This window comes from Pontibacter populi (assembly GCF_019336435.1).
GTDB classification, from domain to species: domain Bacteria; phylum Bacteroidota; class Bacteroidia; order Cytophagales; family Hymenobacteraceae; genus Pontibacter; species Pontibacter humidus.
In genome coordinates this window covers 899,155-919,962 of record NZ_JAHWXQ010000001.1, presented here as the reverse complement: position 1 = coordinate 919,962, position 20,808 = coordinate 899,155, and the positions used below count along the sequence as shown (strand labels likewise).

The window sequence follows — 20,808 nt, the reverse complement described above, 5'->3', positions numbered from 1 at the left end:
TTGTGGCCAAAAAAAGCTCATACGTTCAGGTATGAGCTTTTTCGTTAGTTGCTATAGTTTGGTTACGCAAACTTGCGCTCTATCAGGCGAAGCAGTTTGTTTACGTGGTCCTGCTTTTTGCTCCAGTCGTATTTGCCGGCCAGGTCGTGGGTTACAAAACGGTTGGCCTGGTCAGGGTCTGTCATCGCATCCAGCGATTGTATTGCCTGGTAATAGGTCAGGTTATCACCTTCAAAAAGCTCGTTTATAAAACTGAAACGCTGGTTTATAGAGATCGCATTCTTCAGCGAGTCTATTTTCTGGTTGGTGTGCGCATCGGCCAGCGAAGCAGAAGTAGCTTTCTTAAAGTTCTCGTTCAGAGTTGGCCGCTCGGCAGCTTTAAAACGCTCGTTCAGGTTATGGTCTGCTGGCTTAGGAACTACAGGCATTACAATACTTGCTTCGCGCTGTGCCATATCTATAGGAGCCACTATGTCTACTTCCTCAACTGGCGCTGCCGGTGTTGGTTTGGCCTCCGGCGATGGGGCAGGAGCTGCATTTGGCTTAACCAGTTCCTCAGCGCTTAGCGGCAACAATGCATTAAACTGACCTGCCAGGTGTTCTATAGTTGTGCGCTCGCCCTGGTGTGCGTTCAGGTATAGTTTAAAACGGCTTACGATATAGTCGCGGTCGCGGCTGCTTGACGAAAGTGTCTCGATAAAGCCTGCAAAAAGCGATTTGTTCAAATCAATATACTTCAGATTCTCCTGCAGTTTTGGTAAAGTGATCTCTTCTTGTACGCGCAGAAACTTATCTTCGAGGGTTACCGAAGGGGCCAGTACAACAAGGAAGGTGTCGTAAACAGCTTTTTGTAAAAGTGGCTCAAAGGCATCACGCTTCATTTTTATTTTGCGCGAGAGCACATTCATAAAATTAAGCAGCGCTTCTTTTACATCTTCGTTCTCAAAATCAAAGTACGGACTGCGCAGGTTGGCCATCTCCTGGTTCCATTTCAGGAGCAGTTCCTTAATTACAAAAAGATTGACTTGCTTAACTGGTACAAAATGAAGTAGTTGTGGTCCATTTATAGTATCATGCGAGGCAAAATGACTATCGCACAATACATTTGCCAGCTCTTTGCTGTAACGCTCAAGGTGTAATTGATTATATTTGTCTTCCATTGGGAGTAGCTTTCTTCTCTGAAGTATAAAGGTAACATGCCGGATTTGATTGTGCAAAACCTGAATCAGCGCCATGTGGCGGTTGACGAAGGTCAGACCTTATTTAAGGCCATACAGGCAGGCGGCATAGACTGGATGCATGCCTGCGGTACAAAAGGCCGCTGCACTACCTGCCGTATCATTGTGTTAGACGGAATGGAGCACCTCGGCGAACTAAGTCCCGCTGAGCAACGCTACCGCAACAACGGCCGCCTGAAAGATAACGAACGACTTACCTGCCAGTGTATGTTACAAGGTGGCAATGTTACCGGCAAAGTTCCGGAGCAAACCAAGCTGCCACATATGATTTATAGTTAGAAGGTTAGACGTTAGAAAGTTTAAATGATGTAGAGACGTAATATTTTGCATCTTATACTATAGCAGATTCAACAAGCAACCGCATTTAACCATCCAACAATTTAACAACCAGCAATTCAGCAATCAGCAATTACCATGTTTATAGAACCACGCGTTGGCGGCGCAGGCCACACAGTTAAAAGAGGATGGATAGAAGTGATCTGCGGGTCAATGTTTTCGGGGAAGACGGAAGAACTTATCCGCAGGCTGAACCGTGCCAAGATCGCGAAGCAGAATGTAGAAATTTTTAAACCCGCTCTGGACAAACGCTACCACGACGAAGATGTGGTGTCGCATAACGCCAATGCCATACGCTCTACACCGATAGATTTTGCCCAGGATATGTTGCTTTTGGGTGGCAGCTGCGATGTGGTTGGTATTGATGAAGCTCAGTTTTTTGATGATGGTCTGGCTGAGGTGTGTGTAAAACTGGCTAACAGCGGCGTGCGTGTAATTGCCGCCGGCCTGGATATGGACTACCTGGGTAACCCTTTTGGCCCGATGCCTGCGCTGATGGCCGTTGCTGAATATGTAACCAAAGTACACGCTATTTGTGTGCAGTGCGGTGATATTGCTACCTATTCGTACCGCAGCGCTGCTTCGGAGCAGCAGGTATTGCTAGGCGAAACCGATTCGTACGAAGCCCGCTGCCGTCATTGCTTCCAGGAAGGTCTCAAAAACAAGAAATAAACTATAGCCGATGCGCCTGTACACCGCCATACGTTTGCTGTTGCTGCTTTTCGGCGTGCTGCAGGCGTATGCAAGCTTGGCGCAGGTGCCGGTAGGAGCGTGGCAGTTACATGTGCCGTACCGCCAGGGCAAGGCCGTAACTGTAGCCGGGGATAAAGTTTACGTTGTAGCAGAGCAGGGCCTGTTTTATTACGACAAGGCATTCAACACCACCAAAGCCATTACTAAATCCGATGGCCTGCGGGAGCAACAGATCAGTGCTATTGGGTACGACAACCCGAGCCAGACACTTGTACTGGCCTACAACAATACCTATGTAGACTTACTGCAAGGCAATACCTTCCATACCATCAGCGATATTTTCCGAAAGAACCTGCCCGGCGAAAAGAAGATAAACCACATCTTTACCCTTAACCGCACAGCTTACCTGGCTACAACTTTTGGGGTAGTAGTGCTGGATATCGCTAAAAAAGAAATCCGCGATACGTATAGTAACCTTGATCCGAATGGTGAGCAGCTCAACATCCTGGCTTCAACGATACACAACGATAACCTGTTCCTGGCAACCAGCAAGGGCGTTATAGTTGGCAAACTTAACGGCCCTAACCTGCAGGATTTCCGGAACTGGCTACGGGTTAGCAATGGCCTGCCGCAAACTATAACCTCTATCGTTACTTTTAACGATGTCGTGTATGCAGGCACATCAGCCGGGCTTTATAAACTTAACGGTAATACCTGGCAGTCGACAACTATAGCTCAACCTGTTCAGTCACTTCAGTCAACTACAGAGTACCTGACTATAACCACACCCGATAAAGTACTCCTGCTAAGCAAAACCCAAACTATAACTGAACTTTCTGACCCGTTTATACAATCCCCGAAGGATGCTGTAGTTGATGGCACTATAGTGTGGGTGGCTGATGCGCGTGCCGGATTGGTGCAGAAAACTATAGTTGGCGGCCCAGCACAAGTATTTACACCCAGCGGACCGTACGCCGGCGATGCTTTTAAACTGAAAACCGAAGCCGGAAAACTCTTTGCCTTTGGCGGCAACTATAACGAGAACTATAACCCGACTGCCAACACAAATGGCTTCAGCATTTTTGAGAACTATAGTTGGCAGAGCTACAACAGCTTTATAGATACCACTTTCCCGGATGAAGTGCAGGACATAGTGGATGGCGTGTACGATGCGGCAACAAACACACTATACCTGGCCTCGCTTAAGAACGGACTTATAGTGTGGGACGGGAAAAAATATACAATCTATAACAGTACCAACAGTCCGCTGCAAAGTTCGCTTGCCAATCCTGAAAATACGCCGGTTACAAGTTTAGCCCGTGATGCAGACGGAACTATCTGGTTCGTAAACCCAAGCCGGAGAGCTATGGTGCCATCAGTTTTTAGTCTTTCTCCGGATGGGGAGATGCGTGGCTATAGTTTGCAGCCTGTGGCAGACGGCACAACTATAGAGCAGATTCTGATTGATGATAACGGTTATAAATGGCTGACCGGAGACAAAGAATATAACGTCGGAATTATAGTTTATGATGAAAAGCAGCAACGCGTTAGAAGGCTAAGAACAGGAACAGGAGCCGGTAATTTGCCGGGTGGGGTGGTTTATAGTTTAACAAAAGATGCGAACGGTGATATCTGGGTGGGAACTGACAAAGGCGTGGCCGTATTTTATAATCCGTTCAGCGTTTTTGAGTCGCAGCCCTACGATGCCCATTTACCGATCATAGACAGAAGACCTTTACTGGACGGGCAACGTGTATTGAGCATAGCTATAGATGGCGCTAACCGCAAATGGATTGGCACTGATAACGGATTATGGCTTTTCGGGCCGGATGGCGATGAACTAATACACCATTTTACAACTACAAACAGTCCGTTGCCATCAAATGTAGTACATAGCGTGGCTGTAGAGAATAAAACGGGAAATGTGTTTGTGGCTACGGCTGCAGGCATTGCCTCTTACCGGGCTGGTGCAACTATAACCGAAGGCACCCCAGATTGCGCTATCGTTTTCCCGAATCCGGTAAAGAAAAATTTTACGGGGTTGGTAGCTATATCAAATCTGCCTAATAACGCCGAAGTGCACATTACAGATATCAGTGGCGCGCTCGTATACAAAACTATAGCCACCGGCGGAACCGCCACCTGGAACGTGCGCGACTATAACGGTAACCGGGCAAAAGCCGGCGTGTACCTGGTACTCAGTTCCGATGCCGATGGCAAGCAAACCTGTATCTCTAAAATAGCCGTACTGCAGTAAATGCTGATCAAGACAAGGGGCATAGTGCTCAACTTTATTAAGTACCGGGAAACGTCTATTATTGCGCGTGTCTACACCGAGCAGTTGGGTGTGCAATCCTATATCGTGAATAGCGTCCGGACAAAAGGAAAGGGCTCTCGGATTGCCTTATTCCAGCCGTTTACGCTGCTCGATATGGTAGTGTACACCTCCCATAAAGGTGGCCTTACCCGCATTTCAGAATATAAATGCGCTTATCCGTTCTCCAGTATCCCGTTCGATATCCGAAAGAGCAGTATGCTCCTGTTTTTGTCAGAAGTTGTTTCCAGAACAGTTAAAGAGGAAGAAGAGAACCCGGCGCTGTTTCATTTCCTGTATCAGGCTATAGTTGCGTTCGATGAAATAGAAGAAAACTTTGAAAATTTTCACCTGGTTTTTCTGTTGCAGCTGAGCCACCATTTAGGCTTTGGGCCCACGTCGGGTAAAGAGATCGTAGAGCAGGTGGCTTTTTCAGCGAATGCCCAGTCGGCCACATCGGCGCCAACCGTATTGGCATTGCAGGCTTACGAAGAGTATTTTGACATGCTGCTGCACGATGCTGCCCGGGCAACTATACCAAACGGGCGCGTAAGACGGGAACTGCTGGCTGTGCTGGTGCGCTATTACCAGTTACACGTAGATAAACTCGGCGAGATCAAATCATTAAGTATACTCTCGGAAGTGCTGGCAGAGTAACACACAACTATAAAGCAGAAAGGGCGATACATTTGTATCGCCCTTTCTGCTTTAGAACTATAGTTAAGCTACAATTTGCGCAAGACCTTTATCTCGAATACAAGCACGGCACTTGGTGGTACACTTCCGTTGCCGAAAGGGCCATAAGCCAGATGCGACGGAATATATAAGAAACCTTCGCCGCCAACACGCATTAACTGTAAGCCTTCAACCCAGCCTTTAATTACACCAGCGCTTGTCTGGTCAGATTCTTTCACAGTAAATACAAATGCATCGCCTCTGTTGTATGAAGAATCAAAAATCAAATTGTTGGTGTAGCGGCCAATGTAATGCGCTTCAATCGTATCGCCTTGCTTGATCTCTGCACCCTCTCCTTTAGTTTCCTCCAGGTAGTATAAGCCACTCTGGGTGCGCACTACTGCAGTTGTATCCACGGCATTATCGCGGAAGTACTTGCGGATAGCTGCTTCATCTTTCACTTTCTGCGCTTCCTCATCAAAAAAGAACTGATCTGTTTCGTCTTCGGCGCAGGATGTAAGAGAGAAGATGGTAACTACTAAAAGCAGGCTCTGAAGCAGGCCGTTGCCTTTAAGGAATTTGTTTTTAAGGGTTAGTAAGGTCATAGCTTAACGGTAATATTATTCAACAGATTATTTTACATCCATCAGCTCCACATCGAAGCGCAGGATAGAGTTAGCAGGCATGCTAGGACCACGATCCTGGTCGCCATAAGCTAACGGAGAAGGAATAAGTAAAATTGCTTCGCTACCTTCTTTCAGGTTTACAATAGCATCATCCCAACCTTTAATTACCATTTGCTGGCCAAGCGTAAATTTAAAAGGCTCGCCGGTTGGGTTGTTGCGCGAAGATTCGAACTCCTTACCATCCAGGAAAGAACCTTTGTAGTGTACTGCTACTTCGTTTCCGGCTTTAGCCTGCGGGCCTTTACCTTCTTTAGTAACTACATAATACACACCAGAATCTGTTTTCTTAACGTTCTGCAGGTTGTTTTCTTTAATATACGCCTGAATCTTGGTATCGTCAGTTTTTAGCTGCTGCTCTGCATTAGCGCGAGCTTTCTGCATCTGCTCTTCCATCATTTTAGCATAATCTGCTTCTGCATCAGCTTTAGACTGTACTTTCTCCATGTTGATGAAGAAGGTTAGCTGCGAACCTGGCTTAATGAACGGAGGCAACGGCTGACCAAATGTTTTAGCGAAAAGTGTATCAGCGTTGATCTTGAACACACCGCTATCGCCCGGAGACATCATAGAAAGTGCATTCTCAAGGCCGCCCTTCATAGTTGGTTGCATTAATGGCAACACGATAGGCATTTTAGGACCTTGTGTACGGGTATCAGCAAAAGTAGAGTCTTCCGCATTTTTGATAGCCCAATGGAAGGTAACTACCTGGCCTATTTTAGCGCCGGTGCTGTCAGCAGCGTTAACTTCACCTTTGTTTGCGTATTCGCCTTTATCGTTTTTTTCAAAGATCTTATAAGTCAGACCATCGGCTGATGTATAAAACTCGTCGTTGTTTTTGTTGCAAGCTTGTACCATCAGGGCACCAGCTACTACCGGCAACAGGAATTTGATTTTAGATAACATTGATAATTTAAGATTAGATTTTTATTAACTGTTTTGAGCTACGGCCTGCAGTTGTTCTTTGTACTGCGGCAGCAGGCTTTCGAATTTTTGTACGGTTGCTTCCAGCGGGTCCATAGACATGCCGCCGGCTGCGTTTTTGTGTCCGCCACCGTTAAAGTGGTCGCGGGCAAACTCATTGGCCGAGAAATCGCCTACCGAACGGAAAGACATTTTAACAGCCTGCGAACGGTCGATGATCAGGGCTGCAAAAACAATGCCCTCTATAGACAAGGCATAGTTTACAAGTCCTTCGGTATCGCCGGTCTTGGAGTCATAAGCTTTTAATTCTTCGGCCGTTATGGCAAAATAAGCTGTATGGTATTCCTGCAGCACTACCAGTTTCTCTTTCAGCGCATACCCTAAAAAGCGCAGGCGCAGTTCTGTAGAGCTGTCGTAGATAAGGCGGTGGATGTTGGATGTTTTTACCCCCACGTTCAGCAGATCGGCAATGATCAGGTGCACGTTTGGCGAAGTGCTCGGGTGGCGAAACGAACCTGTGTCCGTCATGATTCCCGCGTAAAGGCACTCACCAATGTTGGTATCAATCAGGTCGCCGTCGCCCAGGTCTTTTATCAGGTCATACACGATCTCGGCTGTGGCAGCCGCGTTTGTGTTTGAGAACTGAATTTCAGCAAAGTCTTCCGGCTGCAGGTGGTGATCTACCAGTACTTTTGTGCCAGCCGCTGCTCTGATGTATTCGCCCATCTCGTTAATACGCGACAGGCTCGAGAAATCAAGGCAAAAGATAACCTGCGACTCCTTAATGATGCGCTGCACCAGTGCGTCGTTTTTCTCAGAATAAATGATCACGTCATCGTTGCCACTCATCCAGTTAAGGAAGTTCGGGTAATCGGATGGCGTAACCACGGTAACAAGATGCCCTTTCTTTTTGAGGTATCCTGCCAGACCCAAAGACGACCCCAGTGCATCAGCATCTGGTTTATGGTGCGTGGTGATCATCACCTCTTTAGGTTCTTTCAGGAGCTCTTTTAGAGCGCTAACATCATACATAGGTTAGGTATAATTCCTCTGATTAATAGGGAAATAGGGTGCGAATTTCTGAAGAAATAACTTCTAAAACAATAAAATAGCGGTTTTGCAGTATAAAGCCTGCAAAGTTGCAACTATGGTTTTGGCAAACTATAACGGCAAAGTATAGCAATATTAACTATAAATGCACTAATTTTGCGCCCGTAAAAAAGAAACACATTATAAATACGACGTACCATGGCAGGAAACATCACATTTACCATGATCAAGCCGGATGCAGTGGCTGATAACCACATTGGCGGCATTACTCAAATGATCGAAGAAGGCGGCTTCCGCATTGTAGCGATGAAAAAGACAAGACTGTCTGAAGAGCGTGCCGGTAAATTTTACGAAGTACACAAAGAGCGTCCGTTCTATAACGACTTAGTAAAATATATGTCTAAAGGCCCTATCGTAGCGATGATCCTGGAGAAAGACAACGCTGTAGAAGATTTCCGTGCCCTGATTGGTGCTACAAACCCGGAGCAGGCTGCAGAAGGTACTATCCGTAAGAAATATGCTAAGTCTATCGAGTCTAACGCCGTTCACGGTTCTGATTCAAATGAGAACGCGCAGATCGAAGGCGATTTCTTCTTCGCTGCTGACGAGCGTTTCTAAGCAAAAGAATACTTATTGATTTGAAAGATCCCGCCGGAGGTAACTTCGGCGGGATTTTTTATTAGGTGAAACTATAGTTTGGCTGCAGGTAAACTAAAAACTATAGTTGTCGAGGGGCAACATAAGCAGAACTGAAACGGCCGCTTCCTGTAAAGGAAGCGGCCGTTTCAGTTTCATACTTTTAAGTATTGTTAGTCTCTCGGAATCGTTAACTTCTGGCCTGGTTTAATAAGGTCAGGGTTATCGCCGATAATAGTTTTATTAGCATCATAGATCTTGGTCCATGAGCTGGCACTGCCGTACTGGCGCTGTGCAATTTTAGAGAGCGAGTCTCCGGACTGAACAGTATAAGTATCAGTGCTTTTAGCGTTTACATGCTGCTGGTTTGGAGATGCGGTTGTACCCTGAGTGGGCTGGCCAGGCATCTGGTTGGTTCTTGGTGTACCTGTTGGTTGCTTAGCAGGTTCTTCCTTTCCCTTCTTTAAAAAATCAAACAATCCCATAGTAAAATATTTAGTGTTAAACTTCTGCGTTAAGAGGCAGCCTTTGCTTGTGGCTGCTTAAATAAATACGCCTTTACGTTCAGTTTGTTGTATAAGTGATTGTGTTAGAAGGGCGTTTTGATATTAACTTTAAAGAGAAAGGGAACGTACGTTATGCACAGGCTTTGCAGCAGTAAGGCCAGATATTATTGCAAAACATACAACTTAAAACTATGGAAATTACAAAAAAGAACACAAGCCTTTTGCCGGGTTTCTTAAAAATGGCATTTACTATGTTACTGGCTATTACGCTGGTAAGCTGCGGCGGCGATAAAGCTGGCACAGAAAGCATGTTATCAGGAACCAGCAGCAAAACATGGAATGCTAAAAAAGAATTAAATACCGAAGGTGACAAAGAGAAGTTAACCGATGCTGAAAAGGAGCAGAACATTCAGTTTTACGCAGATGGCCGTTTTGCAATGGGTGGCGCGAGTACCCTGCAAACAGGTACCTGGACCTACGACCAGGGTGCCAAAAAGCTGACTTTACAGTTTGAAGACCAGAATGTATCTGAGAATTTTGATGTACTGAAACTAAGTGACGATGAACTTCGCCTTAAAGCCGGAGACGGTTCAGAGATGATAATGGAAGCAGAGAAATAGAAACAAACTATAGATGGATAAAAAAGCCGGTGTAAGTACCGGCTTTTTTTATTGCCTGCCAACCAGTTGCCTGAGCGAAAGCAGCCCCAGGATAGGTCCCACTACAAGCAGCGCAAAAACCACGGGTAGAGGCATAAATTTTAAGATGTAGGTAGTAAACTGAATACTGACTATAGTTAGCGCAAAGCCAATACTGACTACAACCGTAAGTGCCGTACCAACCAAATGCTGCGGAGCAGTGCGGGCATTTAAGGCGGAGAACTGGGGCGAATCACCAGCCACTACCACACCCCAAAAAAGCAGGAAAGGAATGATAACTATAGTTGAACTTACCGCCAGTAAAAACACGGCAGCCAGGCAGCACAAACCGGAGAGCAGCAACTGCACAAAAGCTACCCTGGCACTACCAAATCGCTGCGACAAATGACCGCCGCCTACGCAGCCAATAGCACCCGCCGCAATAACACAGAAACTATAAAGTGAGATCTGTACCGTAGTAAGCTCAGGTAAACTATAAGCCAGTATAACCGGCACAAAAGCCCAGAAGGTATACAGCTCCCACATATGCCCAAAGTAGCCAAAAGCTGCTGCCCGGAACTCATTTACCTTAAACGCCTGCAGCATATTTCGGATATCGAAAGCAGCGCCTTTACGCAGGTATGGCCCGTCCGGTACTAGCAGATACATTGCCAGACCACCAACTGCAGCCAGTCCGCTTATAGTTAGCAACGTGCTCTGCCAGTGCAGGCTGTTGCCCAAAGCCCGTAGTAAATGGGGAAATGCCGTACCCAAAACAAGTGCCCCGACTAAATAACCTATTGCCTTACCTAAACTGCCGCTGTACCAGCTGGCCGCTATCTTCATACCTACGGGATACACGCCGGCCAGTAAAAAACCGGTAGCCACCCGCAGCAAAAGTATAGTTGTAAAATCGGCAGGCAGGAAAACCAGCAAAGCATTAGTCGCAGCGCCGGCCACAGCGCAAAGCATAAACAGCAACCGCGGCGATACCCTGTCGGCCAGCGAAAGAAAGGCGAAGCAAAGCGTACCAGCTATAAACCCCAACTGCACCGACGAAGTGATCAGCCCCAATGCATCCTGCTCCAGGTTAAGCTCCTGTTGCAGCTCCGGTAACACCGCGTTGCCCGCAAACCACAACGACGTGCAAGCAAACTGGGTGAAAACTATAGTTGGCAGAATGCGACGCATTATTGGAGTTAAAAAGTTTGGAAGTTAGAAGGTTAGAAAGTTAAAAGTTTATAGAGTAGAAGAAAACAACTTTCTAACTTCCAAACTTTTTAACTTTCTAACTATCCTAAGATCGTTTCGGCGAATTTTTCGATGGCTTTGCGGGTTTCGTAGGTGCGCTCGAACATGCCCATGTGGCCTGTTTGCCCCAGGAAGTAGACCATGCTATTGTCTGGCAAATGGCATTGCTCCAGTGCTTTATCCATTGGTACGGCACCATCTTCTTTGCCAAAAATAAACAGCACGGGGTAGTTCGCTTTTTTCAGGACTTCGGTTTTGTTGGGGCGGTCGCGCATGGCTGCCAGGCCACCAACTATACTTTCTTTTGGCGTGACGGTGCCTATCTTTTTCATCAGGTCTATTTTGCTGCGGAGCTTGGCGCGGTTATCTGCAAAAAACAGCGGTTCTACAAACGACTGCATAAACTTCTCAACGCCGTGCTTCTCTACAAACTCGATGGTCTTGTTGCGGTTGTCTTTCTTTTCGTCGGTGTCGGGCAGGGCAGAGGAGTGGAACAGGCAAAGGCCGTTCAACATAGCGCCATACTTCTCCGCAAAAGCCATGCTTACATAACCGCCCATGGAGTGCCCGATCAGAATGCATTTCTTTACACCCAGCTTATCGAGTTGCTGCTTCACATAGTTGGCCATCGTGTCCATGCTATAGTCTGCAACTTCAGCGGTGTTATTTCCGAAACCAGGCAGGTCCAGGGCTATCGTTCTGAATTTGTTTTGCAGCGGCTTTTTGAAATCGGTCCATACCTGCTTGCTTTCGGCAAAGCCATGCAGGAAAACCAGAGCATCGCCGGAGCCGGCATCGGTAAAAGTGGAGTTTGGCATAGTTTATAGTTGTTGCTATAGTTTGTAAAGATAGTAAATACGGAATATCTGTAACTCCGGGTCAGGGGGGGGTTAAATAACAGCAACTATAAAACCCAGACGCTAGCAGGAGCTGCGCACACTGCTAGGTCTTAGCAATCCTGTCAATTCTAAAATCCTGTAAATCCTGATTCAGACAAAAAAGCCCTGCAGCTTATTAAAACTGCAGGGCTTAATCTTATGTCTTTTGTCAAACAATTCTTTGTCAGGAGCTTAGCCAGAGTGACTATACTTTCACCGCAACGCCGATCATCTCACGAACAGTTCGTTCAATGTCTTCCGGAGCGAAGCCGGCTTCGCGGTGTAGTTCCAGTTGCGAGCCGTGCTCGTAAATTACATCAGCCATGCCCAGGCGTTTTACCTGAGAAGTGTAGCCGTTATCAACCATAAACTCCAGCACAGCACTACCGAAACCACCTTGCAGGCAGCCATCTTCTACGGTAATAACTTTGCTGTATTTTGAGAAAATATGGTGCAGTAATTCTTCATCCAGCGGCTTAGCGAAACGCATGTCGTAATGGCCTGGCGTAATGCCGTCGAAGCTTAGTTTCTTGCAGACATCCACCGCATAGTTACCAATGTGGCCGAAGGTTAGTATCGCTACTTCTTCGCCTTCCTGTACGGTACGACCTTTACCTATCTCAATTACTTCAAAAGGAGTTTTCCAGCTAGGCATAACACCTTCGCCGCGCGGGTAACGGATCGTGAACGGACCAGCACCTTCCTGGGTAGCAGTAAACATCAGGTTACGCAGTTCCTGCTCGTTCATTGGGGCAGATACCACCATGTTCGGGATGCAGCGCATGTACGCAATGTCGTACGCACCGTGGTGTGTCGGGCCGTCGGCACCGGCAAAACCAGCTCTGTCCAGGCAGAATACTACCGGCAGGTTCTGTAAACATACATCATGTACCACCTGGTCGTAGCCGCGCTGCATAAACGTGCTGTAGATATTACAGAACGGGATCATGCCTTGTGTAGCCAGACCAGCCGAGAAAGTTACTGCGTGCTGCTCGGCAATGCCCACGTCAAACGCGCGGTCCGGCATGGCCTTCATCATAATGTTAAGCGAGCAACCCGATGGCATGGCAGGCGTTACCCCCATAATTTTAGGGTTCTGCTCGGCCAGTTCCACTATCGTATGGCCGAAAACGTCCTGGTACTTTGGTGGCTGTGGCTTGTCGTAGTGCGTTTTATAGATCTCACCGGTGATTTTATCGAACAACCCTGGCGCGTGCCATTTGGTCTGATCTTTTTCGGCAAGGGCAAAGCCTTTGCCTTTTGTGGTAATGCAGTGCAGTATTTTCGGACCCGGAATATGTTTCAGGTCTTCCATCACCGAAATCAGATGATTGATGTCGTGGCCATCTATCGGACCGAAGTAACGGAACTTCAGGCCTTCGAAGAGGTTGCTTTGCTTTAAGATCGAAGCTTTAATGCCGCTCTCTATCTTAGAAGCAATGTGTTGTGCGTTCGGGCCAAACTTGCTGATCTTACCCAGTATATTCCAGATCTCGTCGCGAACCTTGTTATAGGTGCGGGAAGTGGTAATGTCGGTTAAATATTCTTTCAGAGCACCCACGTTCGGGTCGATGCTCATGCAGTTGTCGTTTAAAACTACCAGCAGGTTGGCATTGGTTGCGCCGGCGTGGTTCAGGGCTTCAAACGCCATACCGCCTGTCAGGGCGCCATCACCTATCACGGCAATGTGCTGTCGGTCGGCTTCGTTTTTATACTGCGAGGCAACAGCCATACCAAGTGCCGCCGAAATAGACGTACTCGAGTGGCCTACGCCAAAGGTGTCGTACTCGCTTTCTTTACGTTTCGGGAAACCGGAGATACCGCCGTATTTGCGGTTGGTATGAAACACATCGCGGCGGCCGGTGAGAATTTTATGGCCATATGCCTGGTGCCCAACATCCCATACAAGCTGGTCGTACGGTGTGTTAAACACATAATGTAGTGCTGTCGTGATCTCAACTACCCCTAAACTAGCACCAAAGTGCCCGCCATGTATCGACACTACATCAATAATAAACTGCCTTAATTCCTGCGTAACCTGTAACATCTGCTCTGGCTTCAGCTTTCGCAGGTCTTCAGGCGTGTTTATGGAGGCTAGCAACTCTCCGGGTTTAATGATCATACGATTCTCTTTATAGACCTTCAACAATTTATTTTGTTAAAAGTTTGCTGGCGATAAAATTGTAAACGTCCGGGCAAAACGTAAAATTAATAAAAAACTACGAACGAATTACCCGCCTGCTTATTTTCATGTGCGGAGTAATCAAATTTTATACCGGAATGCCTGTAGGGTGCTGCAGAACTATAGTTGCCGGGTTAGGGTTAGGTAAACTATACGCTTTAAGGGAGCCTGTAATAGCTGGTTATAAATTTGGGGTTACATCAAATCAGGCAAAAATGTTTAAATTTGTTCTTCGTCAGGCGCGTGGCGCTGCAGCAAAAACTAAAGTACAGTGAGTTTCGAGATAAAATTACCGTTGTTCGAGGGGCCGTTCGACCTGCTGCTTTTCTTTATAGAGCGCGATGAGCTGGACATACACGACATTCCGATCTTCCAGATCACGAATGAATTTATGGGCTATATACGGCAGCTGGAGCAACTGAACATTGAAGTAGCCAGCGATTTTATATTGACAGCTGCCACACTGATGCGCATAAAAGCCAAGATGCTGCTGCCTCGCACCGAGAAAGACGAAGAAGGAAACGAAATTGACCCACGCCAGGAACTGGTACAGCACCTGCTGGAGTATAAAAAATATAAAAGTGCGGTGCCGGTCTTATCAGAAATGGAAGACCTGCGCCTGGCCCAGGAAAACCGCGGCAACATACACGACGAGTTGCAGGTAATTGCCAACGCCAACAATTTTGAGTACGAGCTGCAGGACCTGAACCTGTACAAACTGATGCGGGTGTTTGATAAGGTAATGAACCGCTACGAAGCTGAGCAGAACCGCCCGAAGCATACTGTTATCCAGTACCCGTATACAATAGAAGGCCAGCGTAATGTAATTCTAAAGCTGGTGACAGAGCGCCAACGCACTACGTTTTCAGAAGTGATAAGCCAGTTTCCGGATAAAATAGGAATGATCTTTAACTTTCTGGCGATACTGGATATGCTGCAGCTAAACCTGATCGGGATTGAAGTAGGCGAAGGATTTAATGATTTTACAATAACGATAGCCGAAGGGCAGGCTGCCCAGGTTACACAACTGCTGGTTGAGTAGTTTTTAAAGACCGTAAACAGAAGAAAGCCAGCACACCTGCATGGATCAGAACCAAAAAACAATACTTAAAAGCTTTAGCCCGGTCAAGGTGCTCATTCCAGTTTTTTTGGGACTGGGGGCAACAGCCTGGTTGTTTATAAAAGATGATAAGCTGGGCGACCTGGCCAGTATAGCCGATGCCAATATGTGGTGGCTGGCAGCTGCGCTAGTAGTGCTCGTTATCCGCGACTTTGGCTACATTTACCGCATCCGGGAGCTTACCGATAAATTCCTGACCTGGCGCAATAGTTTAGATGTGATTATGCTCTGGGAGTTTGCTTCGGCGGTTACTCCATCGGTTGTGGGCGGTACCACAGTAGCTACCATTATCCTGAACAAAGAAGGCATTCCATTGGGCAAATCGCTGGCTTATGTGATGCTGACGGCCGTGCTGGATAACATGTTCTTCATTCTGGCAGCCCCGATTGCATTACTGGCCACGCAAGGCGAAGTATTCCCTACCTTTGGCCTGGATCCTTCCGACATCAGTAAACTGAAGTGGGCATTTTATGTGAGCTATAGTTTGATCGCGCTCTATACTTTCCTGATGATCTATGCATTATTTGTAAGACCGCGTGCATTTAAATGGCTGTTGCTGAAGATCACGTCCATTAAGTTTTTGCGTAAGTGGCGGGTCAACGCATTCCAACATGGCAACGAGATCATCTGGGCCTCGCAGCAGCTGAGAGGTAAAAATACCACTTACTGGAGCAAAGCCATACTTTCTACCATTTTTGTGTGGAGCGCCCGTTACTTCCTGCTTAACTGCCTGATCGCAGCTTTTGTAGATGTAAGCTTAAGCGAACACATGCTTATTATCTCCCGCAACCTGATCTTCTGGATCGTGATGCTGATCGCTATTACACCTGGTGGTGCTGGTATAGTTGAAATGGCGTTCCCGAGCTTCTTTGGCTTGTTCCTGGGTAGCTTCAGTAATGTGGTTGTGATGCTTTACCGCCTGATCACCTACTACCCATACCTGATTCTGGGTTCTATTTTCCTTCCAAAGTGGATCGCTAAGGTTTTTGGCCGCCAGGCTGTAGATCAGGAAGAATTAGCATCGGAGATAAAGCGATAGTTTTAAACTATAGAATCTTTTATAAAGCAGCACAGGTTACTACCTGTGCTGCTTTTTTGTTTGTGGTGTCGTACCATAAGTTCTATTCTGTCATTTCGAAATCCGGATAAGTCTGTTTTGTGCTGAGGACCTAGCAGCGTGCGCAGCTCCTGCTAGCGTCTGTGCTATAATTGATTTACTTCTCTTTTGTCATTTCGACGTTAGGAGAAATCTGAAGTTTATAGTTGAAGTCTTTTATAATCCAACCAAGCCTCACTTTCAAATAACCTTTCATCCTGGGAGCTCTAGGTACCTATAGTTTCATCTTTAGCTTTGGTGCCCTCACGGCCGGGAGGCCCCGTCTTCGGTCTCGCGCTGCTGCTTTCTTGCTTCCCTCGTGCCTCGGGCTGCCTAAAGGCACCGCAACAAAGCAAAGGCGCTCAACCCAAAGACTGAGAAGCTTCTCATAGTTCTAGTTCGTCTATAGTTTGAATCGGAATGCTCCGAGATTTATCGTGGTAATAATTCCAAAGGGACAGGTAAACCTGTCCTGTTCGTGGGTTGTAACTATAGTTGATTTAGATTTCTCCCGCTAGTCGAAATGACATCTTGAAAAGTAACTGCAGAAAAGTCCCCCTTTGAAGGGGGCAAGGGGATGACAAATACTAACTATAGAACTATAAATACCAACTATACCAATAGCCGAAATTCCCCTCTCGGGAGGGGTAGGGGTGGGTTAAAACTGTAACTATAGCACTAAAAGCAACATATTCACAAGCCTTCCGGACGCTACTAGATTTAAGTCAATGATGAATAATTAATTCATCCTTCATCATTACTCCTGTACCTTTGCAGCTGAACTATAAAAGCAAACTATGAAAGTTATAGTTGTTGGAGGGGGAATAGGCGGACTTTGCGCAGCAATCGCGTTGCAGAAGCAGGGGATAGAAACTATAGTTTACGAAGCTGCTTCCGAACTTAAACCAGTAGGAGCCGGTGTTGGCCTGGCCGCTAACGCAATTCAGGGTTTGGCTAGGCTAGGCGTTGCCGATGCCGTAATTGCGCGTGGCAAAGAGCTGGAAGCACTTACCATCTTCGACGAGGAAGATAACATCATCACCAACCAGGATACACGTCCGCTAAGTAAAAGGTACGGCATCAGCAATTTTGTGATTCACCGTGCTGACCTGCACGATGTGCTGGCTCAAAACATGCGACCAGGTACTTTACAGCTCAACAAACGCTGCCAAGCTATAAATCAGGTACAAAACCAGGTGCATGTGCGCTTTACAGATGGCACCGAAGACGTTGCCGATCTGCTGATAGCTGCCGATGGAATCAATTCTATAGTTCGGCAGCAGTTGTTGCCTGAAAGCAAGCCCCGGTATGCTGGGTATACGTGTTGGCGTGGTGTTATTGATAATCCGGGAGTGAACCTGAATACGATGATCTCCGCTGAAACATGGGCACCGCAGGGTAGGGTAGGTATGGCTCCGCTCCCCGGTAACCGAATTTACTGGTATGCCTGCATCAACGCACCAGAGCAGGACGAACGTATGCGTCAAATGACACCTGCACAACTAGCAGCGCATTTTACGGGCGTGCATGAGCCTGTGCAGGAAGTGCTGGCCGCTACCAGACCCGATCAACTTATCTGGGGTGATATAAACGACCTGAAACCACTAAAGAAATTTGTTTACAACCGTATCGTTCTGCTTGGAGATGCTGCCCATGCCACTACGCCAAATATGGGGCAGGGTGCCTGCCAGGCAATAGAAGATGCCATAGTGCTGGGGCAATGCCTGGCGCAAGACGCAACTATAGTTTCAGCTTTAGCCAACTACGAAAAGCGCAGACTAGCCCGAACGGCAAAAGTTATCCGGTTATCGCGGTTACTGGGTTGGGTGTCGCAGTGGGAGAATCGGTTGCTGGTAAAGGCACGCAATGCTGTTTTCAGGGCTACGCCGGCTTTTGTAACGCAACAACAAATGGAAGACCTGTACCGTGTGGACTTTTAGATTCATCTGAAATTACTTTACCTTCGCCTGCTAGCCCGTATTATCAATTATGAAAAAGAATCTGCTGTTGCTGCTTATAGTTTTCGCTTTTGCAGGATGCTCCAAGAGTGACGATGAATTACTGAACAAACTCCAGACAGAAGTTGAAAAGGAAGCCGGCAAAACGGGCTATCATACCATTTCGATGGAAAGCCTCACAGACTTTGAATGGGATGTGATGTACTTTTTTGAAGGCGATGTGGAAGTAGAAGAAATAGAAAACGAGATCGGGTTTAAATGGGATGGAAGCGCTATACCCGGCGGGCATAACAGGTTGCTTTTTGTACACCAGGACCAGGTAGTAAACTACATAGACTATAACACAGAAGAGTTCCCGTTGCGCGTATTTGGCTGCAACACCGACCGATGGGTTTACCCGCGTAGCCGCAGCACATTTGCGACATTTAAATACTGCCAGAACAACGAGGAAGTATACGCTTTTATACCAGCGCCTTGCCTGGAGAACATCCGGGAGCTAATGGATTTTAAGTGCGATGAGCGTGCAAAAGCAGAATAAAAACCAGCATCTGTTCAGTAGCTTGTTTACCTTCAGTTAGCTATAGTTGGCTGCAGGTTTGGTTTCAGCAACTTCCATCGGATTACTGTTTCGTCGCGGTTTACCTCGTGCATTCCCAGCTTTTCCAAGACTCTGGCCGATGGTACATTCTCTAACAGGCATCTGGCTGTAATTGCTTCTACACCTCGCTGTTGAAACGCCCAGTCTGCCAATCCTTTCGCTACTTCAAAACCATAACCATTCTTTTGCGCCTGCGGAATAATGGCATACCCTAAATCCACTTCACCATCAGTATTCGGTAAACCTTTAAAACCGGCATCGCCAATTACAGTCATACTATTCCGGTGCACCACCATATACGACTCAAAACCGCTCGGCTCCGGCACCAACTCCAGGTTGTTAATGATCTTCGGGAAAGTATCTATGGCTTCCTGGTCTGGCCAGTAAGGCGTAAGTTGCAAGCCAAGTTGCTGAAGGATACTTGTGTCGCCGTCCAGCAGCAGCCCAGTCACTTCTAAAGTAAAAGGTATGAGTATGAGTCTGTCGGTGTGGATGGGTTGGGCGGGCATTTTATGTTAGGCCTGTGAGTTAGTCGGTTTTTTAAAAGATGAATATCTAAAGAAGAAAAGCAGCGGACCAATAACTGGCAAAAACAATGTTCCGAGGAGCCAGATAAGCTTGTTGATGCCATCCAGCCTGCTGGTTACCAATATCATTATCCAGGAGATCAGAAATAAAAGCAATCCTGAAAAAATGACCATCTGCCAGAATATCAGGCCAACGTTGGGTGTTAGTGTTTCCATAGGGGTTGGTTTTAGGGTTAATTATAGTTGTTGCAAATTAAAGTTCTAAATGCTTAATACCATTTTCGACTTATGTTACATGTAGCTTGTAATGTAGTATATGATTTAGTACACTATTTTGTAGGATGTGTTGCTGCGGCAGGTTTTATTTTTCCATCTAATATATCGATAACCTGCCTCTTTAGTTTTTCATAGCTGAAGCTCTGCTCAACTCCAACATTGTAGGTATAATGGCTATTTCCTTTACGCATACCTAGCAGATATTTTGGCCCACCCTGCTCCATTGATACCGGCGAATTCTCCGTTTGAATACTATACTCTATGTCGCCATTCTGATTTACCACATAAAATATGTGCTTATAGTATACTTTGCCTTCTGGTTCAGCATACCGCTCAAAGACCTGAATCATTTTATCATTCCACTTAAACTGATCAAAGCAGAACATGTCTTGTAGATTATCTTGAAGTAAACCGTTTGCATGAGCCGCATAAAGCTTTTCTCTTAGGGGTGCAGCCTTCATATATTCTTTTCTGGCGTAGTGCACCTGCATCAGCTTAGCGTAGGTTTGAAAATCGTTTGGCGTTAAAGTCAGCAGTTCTTGGTAAGCTTGCTCAGCAACAGGATAGTTTTCGTTCAAATACTCCAGCAAACCTATATTATAGAGTACTGTTATGTAAGAGTCGGTGTCCTTAGATATTGTACTTTTGGCAGTTTTAAATGCTGCTAATGCGCTCTTATCATCGCCCTTTGCACTGTGCATTTGTGGAATCATGATGTATACTCTATCTGGAGCATTTTCTTGTAATGCAGCTATACTATAAGCTTGAAGTGCTTTATCTAGTTTATCCAACTCATTATATGAATCACCAAGAGCACTATAAAATTCTCCATCTTTAGCATTAAGCTCAATAGCCTGATTTAAACTTTCAATGGCTTTAGGATGCTGGTCGAGATATTGTAGTGTTTTGCCTTTTATAAAGTGTGGATATGCGTTCTTGGAGTCCTTGCTAATGGATAGGTCCATGAGCTTTAAGCAATTCTGATCGTCTTCTTTCATGTAATAAGCCACTCCAATATAGTATACTGCCTTTGCGGGGTATGTATCTGCTTTGCTGGCGTATTTGTTGATGATTTTGTCATATTGCTGTTGATCGAATAACTGTTTTATTTCAGCAGTTACTTCACCAACCTGAGCAAAAGTGGTAAAGCTAAATAGCAGAAGTAAACAAAGTAATAGAGTTGTTTTCATAGGGTAAGAATATTAGTTACTAAATATAAAGAATAATAT

The 20,808-nt window shown here is 46.3% G+C and carries 22 protein-coding genes; 11 read left to right on the top strand and 11 right to left on the bottom strand.

Annotation, left to right across the window (positions count from 1 at the left end):
* Positions 1–62 precede the first annotated feature (62 nt).
* A complete protein-coding gene (locus KYK27_RS03950; protein ID WP_199108723.1) occupies positions 63–1,160 on the bottom strand; it encodes a hypothetical protein in 1,098 nt (365 codons plus the stop codon).
* A 36-nt stretch (positions 1,161–1,196) separates the two neighbouring features.
* On the opposite strand from KYK27_RS03950, the gene KYK27_RS03945 reads away from it, so the two are divergent.
* The 4 genes from KYK27_RS03945 (at position 1,197) to recO (ending at position 5,238) form a co-directional block, all read left to right on the top strand.
* Entirely contained in the window at positions 1,197–1,517 is a 321-nt protein-coding gene (locus tag KYK27_RS03945; RefSeq protein WP_199108722.1) for a 2Fe-2S iron-sulfur cluster-binding protein, read from the top strand.
* Between the two features lie 135 nt (positions 1,518–1,652).
* Complete coding sequence (locus KYK27_RS03940) at positions 1,653–2,246, top strand: thymidine kinase (RefSeq protein WP_199108721.1); 594 nt, start codon at positions 1,653–1,655, stop codon at positions 2,244–2,246.
* Between the two features lie 10 nt (positions 2,247–2,256).
* Positions 2,257–4,524, top strand: coding sequence for a two-component regulator propeller domain-containing protein (locus KYK27_RS03935; protein ID WP_199108720.1), 2,268 nt, complete (start codon positions 2,257–2,259; stop codon positions 4,522–4,524).
* A complete protein-coding gene (gene recO / locus KYK27_RS03930) occupies positions 4,525–5,238 on the top strand; it encodes a DNA repair protein RecO (protein WP_199108719.1) in 714 nt (237 codons plus the stop codon).
* A 68-nt stretch (positions 5,239–5,306) separates the two neighbouring features.
* On the opposite strand, the gene KYK27_RS03925 is transcribed toward recO, so the two are convergent.
* Genes KYK27_RS03925 through KYK27_RS03915 form a run of 3 tightly spaced genes read right to left on the bottom strand, consistent with a single transcriptional unit; the run spans position 5,307 to position 7,895 of the window.
* Positions 5,307–5,861 carry an FKBP-type peptidyl-prolyl cis-trans isomerase gene (locus tag KYK27_RS03925; protein ID WP_199108718.1) on the bottom strand — a complete coding sequence of 185 codons (555 nt, stop codon included), beginning with the start codon at positions 5,859–5,861 and terminating at the stop codon, positions 5,307–5,309.
* Between the two features lie 27 nt (positions 5,862–5,888).
* Positions 5,889–6,845: an FKBP-type peptidyl-prolyl cis-trans isomerase gene (locus KYK27_RS03920; RefSeq protein WP_199108717.1), complete on the bottom strand. Its 957-nt coding sequence runs from the start codon at positions 6,843–6,845 to the stop codon at positions 5,889–5,891.
* 24 nt (positions 6,846–6,869) lie between these two features.
* Entirely contained in the window at positions 6,870–7,895 is a 1,026-nt protein-coding gene (locus tag KYK27_RS03915) for a DHH family phosphoesterase (RefSeq protein WP_199108716.1), read from the bottom strand.
* Positions 7,896–8,111: 216 nt separating this feature from the next.
* Between KYK27_RS03915 and KYK27_RS03910 the strand changes: the two genes are divergently transcribed.
* Positions 8,112–8,531 carry a nucleoside-diphosphate kinase gene (locus tag KYK27_RS03910; protein ID WP_199108715.1) on the top strand — a complete coding sequence of 140 codons (420 nt, stop codon included), beginning with the start codon at positions 8,112–8,114 and terminating at the stop codon, positions 8,529–8,531.
* A gap of 191 nt (positions 8,532–8,722) precedes the next feature.
* On the opposite strand, the gene KYK27_RS03905 is transcribed toward KYK27_RS03910, so the two are convergent.
* A complete protein-coding gene (locus KYK27_RS03905; protein WP_199108714.1) occupies positions 8,723–9,034 on the bottom strand; it encodes a LysM peptidoglycan-binding domain-containing protein in 312 nt (103 codons plus the stop codon).
* A gap of 212 nt (positions 9,035–9,246) precedes the next feature.
* On the opposite strand from KYK27_RS03905, the gene KYK27_RS03900 reads away from it, so the two are divergent.
* Positions 9,247–9,675, top strand: a complete 429-nt coding sequence (locus tag KYK27_RS03900; protein WP_199108713.1) for a lipocalin family protein — start codon at positions 9,247–9,249, stop codon at positions 9,673–9,675.
* Positions 9,676–9,723: 48 nt separating this feature from the next.
* Here the strand turns inward: KYK27_RS03900 and KYK27_RS03895 are convergent, their stop codons facing one another.
* From KYK27_RS03895 to dxs, 3 genes are all read right to left on the bottom strand, one after another.
* The gene (locus KYK27_RS03895) at positions 9,724–10,884 is read right to left on the bottom strand and encodes an MFS transporter (protein ID WP_199108712.1); all 1,161 of its coding nucleotides are present in this window, start codon (positions 10,882–10,884) and stop codon (positions 9,724–9,726) included.
* 101 nt (positions 10,885–10,985) lie between these two features.
* Entirely contained in the window at positions 10,986–11,762 is a 777-nt protein-coding gene (locus tag KYK27_RS03890; protein ID WP_199108711.1) for an alpha/beta fold hydrolase, read from the bottom strand.
* A 265-nt stretch (positions 11,763–12,027) separates the two neighbouring features.
* Positions 12,028–13,944, bottom strand: coding sequence for a 1-deoxy-D-xylulose-5-phosphate synthase (gene dxs / locus KYK27_RS03885; protein ID WP_199108710.1), 1,917 nt, complete (start codon positions 13,942–13,944; stop codon positions 12,028–12,030).
* A gap of 158 nt (positions 13,945–14,102) precedes the next feature.
* Here dxs and KYK27_RS03880 point away from each other — a divergent pair, with 158 nt between their 5' ends.
* The 5 genes from KYK27_RS03880 to KYK27_RS03860 all read left to right on the top strand — a co-directional run bounded on the left by KYK27_RS03880 (position 14,103) and on the right by KYK27_RS03860 (position 18,716).
* A complete protein-coding gene (locus KYK27_RS03880; RefSeq protein ID WP_199108709.1) occupies positions 14,103–14,279 on the top strand; it encodes a hypothetical protein in 177 nt (58 codons plus the stop codon).
* The gene (locus tag KYK27_RS03875) at positions 14,276–15,046 is read left to right on the top strand and encodes a segregation and condensation protein A (protein ID WP_199108708.1); all 771 of its coding nucleotides are present in this window, start codon (positions 14,276–14,278) and stop codon (positions 15,044–15,046) included. The genes KYK27_RS03880 and KYK27_RS03875 overlap by 4 nt, the downstream gene beginning before the upstream one ends.
* 40 nt (positions 15,047–15,086) lie before the next feature.
* Positions 15,087–16,163 carry a lysylphosphatidylglycerol synthase transmembrane domain-containing protein gene (locus KYK27_RS03870; protein ID WP_199108707.1) on the top strand — a complete coding sequence of 359 codons (1,077 nt, stop codon included), beginning with the start codon at positions 15,087–15,089 and terminating at the stop codon, positions 16,161–16,163.
* 854 nt (positions 16,164–17,017) lie between these two features.
* The gene (locus tag KYK27_RS03865) at positions 17,018–18,160 is read left to right on the top strand and encodes an FAD-dependent monooxygenase (RefSeq protein WP_199108706.1); all 1,143 of its coding nucleotides are present in this window, start codon (positions 17,018–17,020) and stop codon (positions 18,158–18,160) included.
* A gap of 49 nt (positions 18,161–18,209) precedes the next feature.
* Positions 18,210–18,716, top strand: a complete 507-nt coding sequence (locus tag KYK27_RS03860; protein ID WP_199108705.1) for a hypothetical protein — start codon at positions 18,210–18,212, stop codon at positions 18,714–18,716.
* 32 nt (positions 18,717–18,748) lie between these two features.
* Here the strand turns inward: KYK27_RS03860 and KYK27_RS03855 are convergent, their stop codons facing one another.
* The 3 genes from KYK27_RS03855 to KYK27_RS03845 all read right to left on the bottom strand — a co-directional run bounded on the left by KYK27_RS03855 (position 18,749) and on the right by KYK27_RS03845 (position 20,769).
* Positions 18,749–19,285, bottom strand: coding sequence for a GNAT family N-acetyltransferase (locus KYK27_RS03855; RefSeq protein ID WP_199108704.1), 537 nt, complete (start codon positions 19,283–19,285; stop codon positions 18,749–18,751).
* Positions 19,286–19,291: 6 nt separating this feature from the next.
* Entirely contained in the window at positions 19,292–19,519 is a 228-nt protein-coding gene (locus tag KYK27_RS03850; protein ID WP_199108703.1) for a PLDc N-terminal domain-containing protein, read from the bottom strand.
* Between the two features lie 113 nt (positions 19,520–19,632).
* Positions 19,633–20,769, bottom strand: a complete 1,137-nt coding sequence (locus KYK27_RS03845; RefSeq protein WP_199108702.1) for a tetratricopeptide repeat protein — start codon at positions 20,767–20,769, stop codon at positions 19,633–19,635.
* Positions 20,770–20,808: the final 39 nt, after the last annotated feature.